This is a genomic window from Chromobacterium sp. LK11 (assembly GCF_001043705.1).
In the GTDB taxonomy this organism is placed as follows: domain Bacteria; phylum Pseudomonadota; class Gammaproteobacteria; order Burkholderiales; family Chromobacteriaceae; genus Chromobacterium; species Chromobacterium alkanivorans.
In genome coordinates this window covers 1-11680 of sequence record NZ_LDUR01000019.1, presented here as the reverse complement: position 1 = coordinate 11680, position 11680 = coordinate 1, and the positions used below count along the sequence as shown (strand labels likewise).

General features: G+C 65.3%; 11 protein-coding genes. 7 read left to right on the top strand and 4 right to left on the bottom strand.

The annotated features are described in order from the left end of the window. Positions 1-12: 12 nt before the first annotated feature. The 4 genes from VK98_RS13155 to VK98_RS13140 all read right to left on the bottom strand — a co-directional run bounded on the left by VK98_RS13155 (position 13) and on the right by VK98_RS13140 (position 4105). On the bottom strand, positions 13-660 hold the full coding sequence (locus tag VK98_RS13155) for a TetR/AcrR family transcriptional regulator (protein ID WP_048414473.1): 648 nt from the start codon (positions 658-660) through the stop codon (positions 13-15). A gap of 202 nt (positions 661-862) precedes the next feature. Next, positions 863-2050 carry an O-succinylhomoserine sulfhydrylase gene (locus tag VK98_RS13150; RefSeq protein ID WP_048414472.1) on the bottom strand — a complete coding sequence of 396 codons (1188 nt, stop codon included), beginning with the start codon at positions 2048-2050 and terminating at the stop codon, positions 863-865. 199 nt (positions 2051-2249) lie between these two features. Then, a complete protein-coding gene (locus VK98_RS13145) occupies positions 2250-2861 on the bottom strand; it encodes a M15 family metallopeptidase (RefSeq protein ID WP_048414471.1) in 612 nt (203 codons plus the stop codon). Positions 2862-2881: 20 nt separating this feature from the next. Continuing rightward, positions 2882-4105 (bottom strand): D-amino acid dehydrogenase, encoded by a 1224-nt coding sequence (locus VK98_RS13140; protein ID WP_048414470.1) that lies wholly within the window; start codon positions 4103-4105, stop codon positions 2882-2884. A 135-nt stretch (positions 4106-4240) separates the two neighbouring features. On the opposite strand from VK98_RS13140, the gene VK98_RS13135 reads away from it, so the two are divergent. From VK98_RS13135 to VK98_RS13105, 7 genes are all read left to right on the top strand, one after another. Next, positions 4241-5821, top strand: coding sequence for an ABC transporter substrate-binding protein (locus VK98_RS13135; protein WP_048414469.1), 1581 nt, complete (start codon positions 4241-4243; stop codon positions 5819-5821). Then, the gene (locus VK98_RS13130) at positions 5809-6759 is read left to right on the top strand and encodes a succinylglutamate desuccinylase/aspartoacylase family protein (protein WP_048414468.1); all 951 of its coding nucleotides are present in this window, start codon (positions 5809-5811) and stop codon (positions 6757-6759) included. Before VK98_RS13135 ends, VK98_RS13130 begins: the two co-directional genes overlap by 13 nt. A gap of 343 nt (positions 6760-7102) precedes the next feature. Beyond that, positions 7103-7291 (top strand): DUF1843 domain-containing protein, encoded by a 189-nt coding sequence (locus tag VK98_RS13125; protein WP_043590571.1) that lies wholly within the window; start codon positions 7103-7105, stop codon positions 7289-7291. Positions 7292-7520: 229 nt separating this feature from the next. Continuing rightward, the gene (locus VK98_RS13120; protein WP_048414467.1) at positions 7521-8144 is read left to right on the top strand and encodes a DUF1842 domain-containing protein; all 624 of its coding nucleotides are present in this window, start codon (positions 7521-7523) and stop codon (positions 8142-8144) included. A gap of 45 nt (positions 8145-8189) precedes the next feature. Then, positions 8190-8792, top strand: a complete 603-nt coding sequence (locus VK98_RS13115) for a DUF1842 domain-containing protein (RefSeq protein WP_048414466.1) — start codon at positions 8190-8192, stop codon at positions 8790-8792. Positions 8793-8859: 67 nt separating this feature from the next. Further along, positions 8860-10326, top strand: coding sequence for a GDL motif peptide-associated radical SAM/SPASM maturase (locus tag VK98_RS13110; RefSeq protein ID WP_048414465.1), 1467 nt, complete (start codon positions 8860-8862; stop codon positions 10324-10326). A 227-nt stretch (positions 10327-10553) separates the two neighbouring features. Continuing rightward, entirely contained in the window at positions 10554-11555 is a 1002-nt protein-coding gene (locus VK98_RS13105) for a substrate-binding domain-containing protein (RefSeq protein WP_048414464.1), read from the top strand. The last annotated feature ends 125 nt before the right edge of the window (positions 11556-11680 follow it).

Genomic DNA, 11680 nt, shown 5'->3' with positions numbered 1-11680 from the left:
TGCGCTCCGGAATCAGCCTTCCATGGGCGCGACCAGGCCAGCCATGACAAAGGGCACGAGGTATTTGACGATCATGTCCGGATCCCGGGCGCTGACGATCTGACTGCGCGTGAAGATCTTCAGCACGTCGTTGCCCGCGAAGGCATTGAACATGACGCTGAACGCAAGATGCATTCTCCAGGCCAACTGCTCCGTGTCCAGCAAGGGCAAGGCGCGCTGAAACGCGCGACTGTAACGCTGGACGAACACGCTGTACTGCTGGGAGATGGTTTCGCGCAACAGACGATGGTTTTCCACCAAGGTGCGCGACAACAGGCGCACGAACATCGCCCCGCCGCGCGACGGGTCCTTGGACAGCGACAGGCAGGGCCGTATGAACGACAGCACCAGGCCTTCCACTGCGAGTTTCTCCTCCGAGGCCTCCGCCTCCAGCTTGTCCAGTTCCGCTAGGCAGTCCGCTATCAACGGGGCCAGCCTGCGCATGAACACGGACTCGAACAACGCGTCCTTGGAGCCAAAGTGGTAATTCACCGCGGCCAGGTTTACCTCGGCTTGCTGGGTGATCATGCGCAGCGAGGTCGCTTCGAAACCGTGCTCCACAAACAAGCGTTCTGCAACGTCCAGAATGCGGGTGGCGGTATCGGGGCGGCTTGCTTCCATGTTCTCCAGTGCCTTTTTTGTATTTGCTGGTTTTATGGTCTTGCTCATTTCAGCTTTCGAACAAGCGTTTCAAACTTACGTTTTAATTTGATGAATGTCAAGACATGTCTCGACAGCGCTCGGGCCAAACTCTCAGGGCGGCAACAAAAGCGGCAGTCTTGATTTTAGACTGCCGTTTGAATGAAACACATGTTGAAAGCGTTTAGTCAAGGCCGCGCGCCAAATCCCGCTTCAGGTCCTCGACATGCTCCAAGCCCACCGCCACCCGCAACAGGCCTTCCACGATGCCGGCCTTGGCCCTGGCTTCCGGCGTGATGCGGGCGTGGGTGGTGGACGCCGGATGGGTGATGGTGGATTTGACGTCACCCAGATTGGCGGTGCGGGAAATCAGCTGGACCCGGTCCACCACCCGCCAGGCTTCCGCCCTGCCGCCCTTGACTACGAAGGACACCACCGCGCCGCCGCCGTTTTGCTGGCGCAAAGCCAACTCGTATTGCGGATGGCTGGCCAGTCCCGGGTAGAACACCCGCTCCACCGCCGGCTGCGCCTCCAGCCAGCGCGCCAGTTCCAGCGCGTTGGCGCTGTGTTTTTCCATCCGCAAGTGCAGGGTTTCCATGCCGGAGAGCAGCGCCCAGGCGTTGAACGGCGCCAGCGTGGGCCCGGCGGTGCGCACGTGCAGGTAGATCTGCTCGATCAACGCGTCGCCGCCCACCACCGCGCCGCCCATCACCCGGCCGTGCCCGTCCAGGTATTTGGTGGCGGAATGCATCACCAGATCGGCTCCCAGCTTCAAGGGCTGCTGCAAGGCGGGCGAACAGAAGCTGTTGTCCACCACCAGCAAGGCGTCGCGCTGATGCGCGATCTGGGCGATGGCGGCGATGTCGGCGATTTCCGTCAGGGGATTGGACGGCGTCTCCAGAAACAACAAGCGGGTATTGGGCCGCATCCCGTCGCGCCAGGCTTGCAGATCGGTGGCGTCGACGAAGGTGGTTTCCACGCCGAACTTCGCCAGCAGGCCGGCGAACAGATTGGTGGTGGAACCGAACAGGCTCTGCGAGGACAGGATGTGGTCGCCCGCCTTGAGCAGGCTCATCATGATGACCTGGATCGCCGCCATGCCGGTGGCGGTGGCAATGGCGCGCTCGCCGCCCTCCATCAGCGCCAGCCGCTGCTGAAAGGCGGCGACGGTGGGATTGGTGAAGCGGGAATAGGTGTAGCCGTCCAGTTCGCCCAGGAACATGGCCGCGGCCTGTTCCGCCGAATCGTAGGTGAAGCTGGAAGTCAGATGCAGGCTTTGGCTGTGTTCGCGATATTCGCTGATTTCGCGGCCGCCGCGGATTGCCTGGGTTTCCGGGTGCCAACAGGCTTGTTCGGTATTGTCGGATGCCATTGGAGAGTCTCTGCGGGTGCTTCTAAGGATAAGACCAGCGGCCATATTGCCTGAAAACCCGCCGTTTGCTAAATGCCTGCCGGGCATAAAGCCGCCGGCGCGGCGGCATTAGCGCCCGCTCAAAGCCCCGCGAGCAAAAACGAGACAAGGCGAAAACCACGGAGAAAGCGGGATGCTCAACGGGCACATGGGCGCCCTCTTATTCGATCAGCAGCATGTGGGCGCGCACCCAGTCGCGATCCGCCGCCTCGAAGTGCCACCATTCGGTGGCGATGCCGCTGAAGCCGGCCTGGCTCATGCAATGGCGCAGCAGCAGGCGATTGGCCAGCTGCGCCTCGCCCAGCCTCCCGGCCTGCCGCAGTTCCGTCTCTCGCTGCGGCTGCGCCAGCTCGGTGAAGTCGTCGAAGCCGGTGCCCATGTCCAGCTCGCGCCCGCCGTCGTCCTCCACGCTCAGGTCCACCGCCATGCCGAAGCTGTGAATCGAGCCGCGCGCCGGATCGGCGACGTAGATGCGCTGCGGGGTGTCCTTGACGATGTCCCACAACACCCGCTGCACCCTTCCCGGCCGCAGCGCGTCGAACACCAGCAGACTGAAACCGGGCCGCTGCCGGCGCAGCTCGCGCGCGGCCATGGCCAGGCGCTCGGCGGCGCGGCGGTGCAACAACGCCGGCGCAGCGTCGCCGTACAGATTGCGTCCCACGAAATTATTGGCGCAGGCATAGCGCAGGTCCAGTTTCACCCCGTCTAGATCCGCTATCGACAAATACTCCGGATGCGCCACCAACTCCTCCACGCCTATGACCGCTTTCATGCTCGCCCCGCTCCCTTCCTTCATACTTCGGCCATCTCCCGCGCCAGCCGCTCGGCGCTGCCCAAGGCCAAGGTAAAGCCCAAGGCGCCGTGTCCAAGGTTCAGCCAGAGATTGGCCGGCCCTCCGCGCGCGCGTCCTATCACGGGCACGCCGTCCGGCGTGGCCGGCCTTAAGCCGGCCCATTCCGCCGCCTGTTCCAAGCGGCCCGCCCGCGGCCAGTCCCGCTCCACTTGCCTGCGCAAGCCGGCCACGCGCCGCGGATCCGGGCTTTCATCGTAGCCGACCAGGTCCGCCGCCGCGGCGACCCGCAGCCGTCCGCCTATCGGCGCGTACAAGGTCTTGCGCTCGAAATCGGTGACGCTGAGGATCGGCGCGCAGTCTCCCGCCGGCATGTCCAGGCTGTATCCCTTCAAGGGGTAGAGCGACAGCCGCAGGCCCAGCTTGCGCGCCAGCGCCGCGCCGCCGACGCCGGCGGCCAGCACCAGATGCCGGCAAGACAAAGCCTCTCCGGGCAGCAAGACTTGCCGCACCCGCCCCTGGGCCAGCTCGAAACCGCCAACGTCCTCGCCGAAGCGGAACTCCACGTCCAGGCCCTCGTCGAGCATCCTCCGCTGCAGGGCAAGGCAGAACAGCCGGCAGTCCGCCACCTCCTCGTCCGGCGTGTGCACCCCGCCGGCCAGCGGCCCGCTCAGCCCGCTCAAGGCCGGCTCCAGTTCGCGGCAGCCGTCCGCGTCCAGCAAGCGCTGGCGCGCGCCCAGTTCGCTCAAGACCGCCGCGCCCCGGCGCGCATGCTCCAGCGCCGCCGCGCCGCGGTACAGCACCAGCTTGCCGTTGCGCCGCCAGTCAAAGCCGTCCAGTCCCTCCGCGCGCAAGCCTTCCAGCAAGAGCCGGCTGTCTTGCGCCAAACGCCACAGCTGGGCGGCGCCGGCGCGATGGGCTTCGCCGTTGCAGGCGCGGTAAAAACGCCACAGCCAGCGCCATTGGTCGGCGTCCCAACGCAGGCTCAAGCGCATAGGCGCGTCAGCGCTCAGCAGCCAGGCCAGCGCCTTGGCCGGCACCCCGGCGTCGGCCAGCGGCGCGACATAGCTGTAGCTTAGCTGGCCGCCGTTGGCGTGGCTGGCGCCGGCCGCCGCTTCTGCGCGCCGCTCCAGCACCGTGACCGACCAGCCCGCCCGCGCCAGCCGCCACGCGCTGCACAGACCGATCACGCCGGCGCCGACGACGATCACCCTCGATCCCTTCATCTCCGCCCCCTCGCAAAGTCCGCCAAACCGCGAGGTCGGCGTCCGCTTTCGGGAACCATTTGCCAAGACCTTGGACCGACAGCGGTGTATGACGGACAATTCGCTCGCCGCGAACAAGAACTCAGGATAGCGTAAATGACAAAATCGATCCTCTCCCTTTCCCTGCTGCTGGCCGGCGCCTTGCCCGCCGCCGCGCTGGCGGCCAAGCCGCTGGTCTTTTGCGCGGAAGCCGCACCGGAAGGCTTCGACCCCGCGATGTGGGACACCGCCTCCACCTACAACATCGTCAAGCCCGTCTTCCAGGGGCTGACCGAATTCAAGCGCGGCGGCGTGGCGCTGCGCCCGGGGCTGGCGGAAAGCTGGAGCGTGTCGGCGAACGGACTGGAGTACACCTTCAAGCTGCGCCGCGGCGTCAAATTCCATCAAACCGATTACTTCAAGCCCAGCCGCGACTTCTCCGCCGACGACGTGGTCTTCACCGTCAATCGCTGGATCCAGCCCGACCTGCCGTTCAACCAGGCCTTCAAGACCCCGCTGACCGGCCCGGACGGTTACGGCCTGGTCAAGCTGATAGCCTCGGTGCAGAAGCTGGACCCGCACACCGTCAAGATCCGGCTGAAGGAGCGCAACGCCACCTTCCTGACCTTCTTCGCGATGGGCTTCGCCGGCATGCAGTCGGCGGAGTACGCCCAACAGTTGCTGCAGGCCGGCAAGCCCGCCCAGATCAATCTGCTGCCCATAGGCACCGGTCCCTACCGCTTCAAGAGCTACGCCAAGGACTCGACCGTGCGTTACGAGGCCAATCCCGAATACTGGGGCCCGCAGCAGAAAACCCGCAGCCTGATCTTCGCCATCGTCACCGACCCGCAAGTGCGCATCCAGAAACTGAAAGCGAATGAATGCCAGGTGGCCGCCGCGGTGCGCGAATCCGATCTGGACGCCCTGAGCACAGATAAGAACATCAAGATCGCCGCCACCGGCGCCAGCAACATTTCCTATCTGGCCTACAATCTGAAGCGGCCGCAATTCGCCAAGCGCGAAGCGCGCGTGGCGCTGGACATCGCCATCAACCGCGACGCCCTGTTCAAGGCGATGTTCCCCAAGGGCGGCGCCACCCAGGCGGTCAATCCCTATCCGCCGTCCACCTGGAGCTGGAACCCCAAAACCCGAAACGAATACAATCCGGTCAAAGCCAAGGCGCTGCTGGCTCAGGCGGGCTATCCCAACGGCTTCACCGTCGATCTGTGGGCGCTGCCGGTGCAGCGCCCCACCAATCCCAACGGCAAGCTGATGGCGCAAATGATCCAGCAGGACTGGGCCAAGATCGGCGTCAAGGCCAATATCCGCTCCTACGAATGGGGCGAATACCTGAAGCGCGCCGCCGCCGGCGAACACGACGTCTACATGTCCGGCCTGACCAGCAACTCCGGCGATCCGGACGACTTCCTGTGGAACGCCCTGTCCTGCAGCGTCAGCAAGGGCGGCCAACGCTTCTGCAATCAGGAGTTCGACCAGCTGCTGCTGCTCGGCCGGCAAGCCACCGAGCAGAAGCAGCGCGCCCAGTACTATTTGAAAGCCCAGGAGATTTTCAAATACGAGCGCCCCTGGATCACCATCGCCCATTCGCGCATTTACATTCCGCTGCGCAACAATGTGCAGGGCTTCGTGATGAACCCCAACGGCTCTTTCGACTTCGAGGACGTATGGCTCAAATAAACCCGGCCTGGCCGACCCATTTCGCCAGCCACCGTTATCAGGGCTTGCGGGCCGGCCCGCGCCTGATCGTCACCGGCGCCGTGCACGGCAACGAGGGCTGCGGCACGCTGGCCATCCGCCGCCTGATGGCCGAGCTGGAACAAGGCGCGCTGGCGCTCTGCGCCGGTCGGCTGACCCTGGTTCCGGTGGTCAACCCGCTGGCTTTCCAGCTGGGCCAGCGCGGCGGCGAGCGCAATCTGAACCGCAATCTCGCGCCCCGCGACGCGCCGGGCGATTTCGAAGACCATGTCGCCAACTGGCTGTGCCCCTTGCTGGCGGAGCACGAGGTCTTGCTGGACCTGCACTCCTTCCAGTCCCAGGGCCAGCCCTTCGTGTTTCTCGGCCCGCGCGACAACGCCGGCGAACTCGAACCCTTCGCCCTGGCCGCGCGGGAAGAGGCGCTGGCGCAGCGGCTGGGCGTGTCCCGCGTCGTGGACGGCTGGCTGTCCACTTACGCGCTGGGCGTCAGCCGCCGCGACAAGACCGCCGGCGGCGACGCCCGCTACGGCGTCGGCACCACCGAGTACATGCGCCGGCAAGGCGGCTGGGCGCTGACGCTGGAATGCGGCCAACACGGCGACCCGGCCGCGCCGCGCGTCGCCTACCAGGCCGTCGTCAACACGCTGGCCCACCTGGGCATGATAGACGCGCCGCCGCCCGCCCCCGGCCCGCTGGAGGCGCTCAGCCTGTACGAGGTGGTGGACAAGCTGGACGACGGCGACCGCTTCGCCCGCGACTGGGCCAGCTTCGACCCGGTGAGCCGCGGCGAAACGATAGGCTGGCGCGCCGACGGCAGCCCGGTGACGGCGCTGGACGACGGCCGCGTCGTCTTTCCCAACCCCCAGTCGCCAAGCGGCCAGGAATGGTTCTATCTGGCCCGCCCCTCCACCCGGTTTTAAACCCGCCCTCCTTGCTCCGGGCCGCGTTCCAGCGGCTCGGTAATTTCACTTAAGTATTTGTTTTTCATAAAAACAGTCCTTAAGAACAGTCCGCCCCCGCCCCCAACTGCTACACCGATAAATACTGCCTGGCTTCGGCCGGCAGCCCTTTGCGGTCGGCCCGTTGCCGTCCGCCATTCCGTCAATCCGCGCGAAGAACGTGTTTACGATCTCGCGAGCCAAGGCGAAAACAAGCGAAAAAGCGGAGTGTACATACGGTACATGAGCATTTTGAGTTTGTTTTTAACGCGGTATCGCCGACGCACAGCAGATCGTAAACAGGTTCCAAGGAACAGGTCGACTCATGAGCCATCTTCCCACGCATCAAACGCTGCCCTATGGCGTAGCCATTCACCAAGCGATTGCCGAAGGCAATCTGGCGCAGATGAAAACCCTGCTGGAACAAGGCGAACAGCATTTGCGCCAATACGGCGACCTGCACGCCGCCGTCGATCAGCTGAAGCAGGAAATTTCCCGCCTGGAACGGCGCTAAGAAGCGATTCAACGTCTGCCGCGCGTCGTGACAGCAGCACGGTGAGCACACCTCAGAAATGCTGATGTAGCGCTTGCACATCCGCTTTCTCAGCTGTTTTCGCCTTGCCTCCTTCCTACTCGCGAGACTTTGAACAGCCTCCAGGCCCCTGAACACCCGCCCCGCTCCAGCGGCATCTCGGGCCGAAACGGCTCGCCGCCTGGACATCACTTAATCATCCGGAGGATTTATGTCAGACACCGCGCAAACCGACATCGGCTTGTTTCCCGTCAGCTACCTCATCGGCAACGATCTGGCAGGCGCTCCGACGCTGCTCTTGAACCTGCTGGTGGCGCCCCCCACCCACTCGGTGACCGGCAGCGCCCACATCGTCAACCAAAGCCTCCACCCGCCGCTGAACCTGCACTCCCATGTTCACGGCCAATACGCCTACCTGGGCGTGGTGCCGACCAACGAGGGCCGCATTCTGATCTCCGCCCAAGGCCACAACGGCAACACCACCAACTTCAAATTGCACCTGGTGCTCAGCCACGACTGGAAAAAGGGCATCGCCAATTACAGCTATCTCGACGGCTCCAAATGGGTGGAAGTGGACAATGTGCCGGCCAAGCTGAACCCGGAACTGAAATCCCGCTATTTCCCGCTGCCGCTGGAACCCGGCCCGGTGATCCTGCCCAATCCGCCCATCATGGCCTTGTACGGCGTGCCGATCCAAAGCGCCATCGCCAGCGGCGACCTGGCCCATATGAAAACCCTGGCCGCTTACGCCAAACAGCAGCTGGACGCCCAGCCGCAACTGCGCAAGGAACTGGATGCGCTGAAGGCGGAAATCACCAAGCTGGACCGCAAATAAACAGGCGCGCGCGCCGATTCCTTCCCATTCGTCAAGGAGTGCTCCATGTCAGCAACAGGATTGTTCCATGTCCGTTACCTCATCTCCCAACCGGTGCTGGGCGCGCCGGTCCTGACCCTGGATTTGCTGGTCGACACGCCGCAGAAAAAGATCAGCGGCCACGCCAGCATCACCCAGAGCGTCAATCCGCCGCTGCGGTTCCAGGCCAATGTCTGGGGACACTACAGCCAGGCCAAGCTGGATCCGTCGGCCGAGCACCACATCGTGCTGTCGCTGGACGGCAGCCCCAGTTCGCCCAATAGCCAGATCGCCGAAACCTTCCACCTGCAAGGCATCCTCGATCAGGACTGGCAGGACGGCCACGCCAGCTATCGCTTCTTCTACCAGGACGCCTGGCACACCGTCGCTCACGCCATCGTCACCGAGGCGCCGGCCCTGCACCCGGAGCAGCGCTCCGGCAGCAAGCCCTACCCGCACCCCATCCCGCTATACGCCGCCGCGCTGCAGCAGTCGCGCGCCAGCGACAATCTGGCGCAGATGAAGTCGCTGGCCGGCCAGGCGGAAGAGCAGCTGAAGCAGCACGACAATATCGAAGCCGCGCTGAAACAGCTGCATGCTGAAATCGCCCGCCTTGAAGGCAGGCATTGACCGACGCCGCGTAGTCAGTCCGGGAGCGCCCTTCGGGCGCTCCTCGTCCCTTTTCAAGGACCCGCCCATGCTCGATGACCGCCCCGCCGTCCGCCCGGCCCGCTATCTGGACGACGAAGACTTCAAGCGCTACGTCCCGGTGCACGTGGTTTGGGAAATCACGCTGGCCTGCGACCTGAAATGCCTGCACTGCGGCTCCCGCGCCGGCCATCGCCGCCCCAACGAACTGTCCACCGCCGAATGCCTGGAGGTGATAGACGCGCTGGCGGCGCTGGGCACCCGCGAGATCACCCTGATCGGCGGCGAAGCCTATCTGCGCAAGGACTGGACCCAGTTGATCCGCGCCATCCGCGGCCACGGCATGTATTGCGCGATCCAGACCGGCGGCCGCAATCTGAACCCTGCCCGGCTGCAACAGGCGATAGACGCGGGCCTCAACGGCGTCGGCGTGTCGCTGGACGGTCTGCCCCCCCTGCACGACAAGGTGCGCAATGTGCCGGGCGCTTTCGACAAGGCGGTGGACGCCTTGCGCCGCGCCAAGGCGGCCGGCCTCGCCGTCAGCGTCAACACCCAGATAGGCGCGGCCACCATGCCTGACTTGCCGGCGCTGATGGACCAGATCATCGAACTGGGCGCCACCCACTGGCAGATCCAGCTGACGGTGGCGATGGGCAACGCGGTGGACCACGACGAGCTGCTGCTGCAGCCCTACCAGCTGCTGGAGCTGATGCCCTTGCTGGCCCGGCTTTACCGCGAGGGCGTGGAGCGCGGCCTGCTGATGAACGTGGGCAACAATATCGGTTATTACGGTCCCTACGAGCGGCTGTGGCGCGGCTTCGGCGACGAGCGGGTACACTGGAGCGGCTGCGCCGCCGGCCAGACCGTGCTGGCGCTGGAGGCGGACGGCACCGTCAAGGGCTGTCCCTCGCTGGCCACCGTCGGCTTTTCCGGCGGCAATGTGCGCGACATGAGCCTGGACGACATCTGGCACCATAGCGAGGGCATCCATTTCGGCCGCCTGCGCTCGGTGGACGATCTGTGGGGCTATTGCCGAAGCTGCTACTACAACGACGTCTGCCGCGGCGGCTGCACCTGGACCTCTCACTCGCTGCTGGGCAAGCCCGGCAACAACCCCTACTGCCATTACCGCGCGCTGGAGCTGGAAAAACAGGGCCTGCGCGAACGCATCGTCAAACTGCAGGACGCCGCGCCGGCCTCCTTCGCCGTCGGACGCTTCGACCTGATCACCGAGGACATCGCCAGCGGCCAGGAGATCAGCCGCGTCAGCCGCAGCGGCCAGGTGATAGCCCTGAGCTGGAAGAACAAGGGCAAGGCCGCGCCGCGCGAAGGCCGGCCGCCGACCAAGCTGGCGCTGTGCCGGCAGTGCCAGCAATACATCCACCCCGACGAAACCTGTTGCCCGCACTGCGCGGCCGACATCGCCGCCGCCGACCGCGACTACCAGCTGGAACAGGCCAGACGCCAGCAGGTGATCGACAATCTGCGCCGCTTGCTGGGCTTGCCGGCGGACTAGCGCGCGCCGCGCCGGCGCCCAAGCGCGGTTTTATGCCAAAAAACTTGGCGCGGCCGCCACGGCCATCCACTGGCCATAGCTCATTTGACGGAAATCGGTCTACAATCGCGGCTTGCCCTGCCTGATCACGCCGCCTTGGGAGCCCGATGCCCGCATGACCTGTTTCGCGCCGTTCGCCCCGTCCACGGAAGCCGCCGCTCCCGTTCCCGCCTTGCCGGGCCCGCGCCATGAGCGATAAGCCGCGCCGCCCGTCGCTGCAGGACATCGCCGACCGGGTAGGCACCTCCAAGATGACGGTCAGCCGCTATCTGCGCAACGCCAGCCTGGTGTCGGACGCCACCGGCCAGCGCATCGCCGGCGCGATGGAGCAATTGGGCTATATCCCGAACCGGGTGCCGGACCTGCTGGCCCGCGCCAAGAGCCGCGCCATCGGCGTGCTGTTGCCGTCGATGTCCAACCAGGTGTTCTCCAGCCTGGTTCACGGCGTCGAATCCATGACCCGCGAGGCCGGCTACCATACGCTGTACGGCCATTACTGCTACGACGTCGAACAGGAAACCCGGCAAGTGGAGCAGCTGCTGTCCTTCCAGGTGGACGGACTGATCCTGTGCGAAACCGTCCACTCCGAACGCACCTTGCGCATGTTGCAGGTGGCGGCGATTCCGGTGGTGGAGGTGATGGAGCTGCCGTCCCAGCCCATAGACCTGGCCGTGGGCCTGGACCATCAGGCCGCCGCCGAGGACATGACCCGGGCGATGATCGCGCGCGGCAAGCGGCGCATCGCCTACCTGGCAGCCCGCCTCGACCGCCGCACCCGGCTGCGCGCCGCCGGCTACCGCTCGGCGATGGAGCAAGCCGGGCTGCTGCCGATGGAAATACAGACCGAGCAGCATTCCAGCTTTCAGCTGGGCGGCGAAATGCTGCGCCAGGCCCTGGCCGCCGCGCCGGACCTGGACGGCGTGTTCTGCACCAACGACGACATCGCCGCCGGCGCCTTGCTGGAGGCCCAGGCCATGGGCATGGCGGTGCCGCAACGCATCGCCGTCGCCGGCTTCAACGCGCTGGACATCGGCGCCGCGCTGCATCCGCGACTGGCCAGCGTGGCCACTCCGCGCGAAGAGATCGGCCGGCTGGCGGCGCAACGCTTGCTCGGCCGCATCCACGGCCAGCGTTACGCCGATCCGGTCGTAGACCTGGGCTATACCCTGAGCCTGGGCGGCAGCGTCTAAGAACCTGTTTACGATCTGCTGCGCTGCGGCGATACGGCGTTAAAAACCGCTTCGAAATGCTCATGTACCACTCGTACATTCCGCTTCCTCAGCGGTTTTCGCCTTGTCTCGCTCTTGCTCGCGAG

What these genes read in the sequence shown, in the direction of transcription:
- VK98_RS13155 (WP_048414473.1), bottom strand. Translation starts at nt 660, where the DNA reads ATGGAAGCAAGCCGCCCCGATACCGCCACCCGCATTCTGGACGTTGCA.
- VK98_RS13150 (WP_048414472.1), bottom strand. Translation starts at nt 2,050, where the DNA reads ATGGCATCCGACAATACCGAACAAGCCTGTTGGCACCCGGAAACCCAG.
- VK98_RS13145 (WP_048414471.1), bottom strand. Translation starts at nt 2,861, where the DNA reads ATGAAAGCGGTCATAGGCGTGGAGGAGTTGGTGGCGCATCCGGAGTAT.
- VK98_RS13140 (WP_048414470.1), bottom strand. Translation starts at nt 4,105, where the DNA reads ATGAAGGGATCGAGGGTGATCGTCGTCGGCGCCGGCGTGATCGGTCTG.
- VK98_RS13135 (WP_048414469.1), top strand. Translation starts at nt 4,241, where the DNA reads ATGACAAAATCGATCCTCTCCCTTTCCCTGCTGCTGGCCGGCGCCTTG.
- VK98_RS13130 (WP_048414468.1), top strand. Translation starts at nt 5,809, where the DNA reads ATGGCTCAAATAAACCCGGCCTGGCCGACCCATTTCGCCAGCCACCGT.
- VK98_RS13125 (WP_043590571.1), top strand. Translation starts at nt 7,103, where the DNA reads ATGAGCCATCTTCCCACGCATCAAACGCTGCCCTATGGCGTAGCCATT.
- VK98_RS13120 (WP_048414467.1), top strand. Translation starts at nt 7,521, where the DNA reads ATGTCAGACACCGCGCAAACCGACATCGGCTTGTTTCCCGTCAGCTAC.
- VK98_RS13115 (WP_048414466.1), top strand. Translation starts at nt 8,190, where the DNA reads ATGTCAGCAACAGGATTGTTCCATGTCCGTTACCTCATCTCCCAACCG.
- VK98_RS13110 (WP_048414465.1), top strand. Translation starts at nt 8,860, where the DNA reads ATGCTCGATGACCGCCCCGCCGTCCGCCCGGCCCGCTATCTGGACGAC.
- VK98_RS13105 (WP_048414464.1), top strand. Translation starts at nt 10,554, where the DNA reads ATGAGCGATAAGCCGCGCCGCCCGTCGCTGCAGGACATCGCCGACCGG.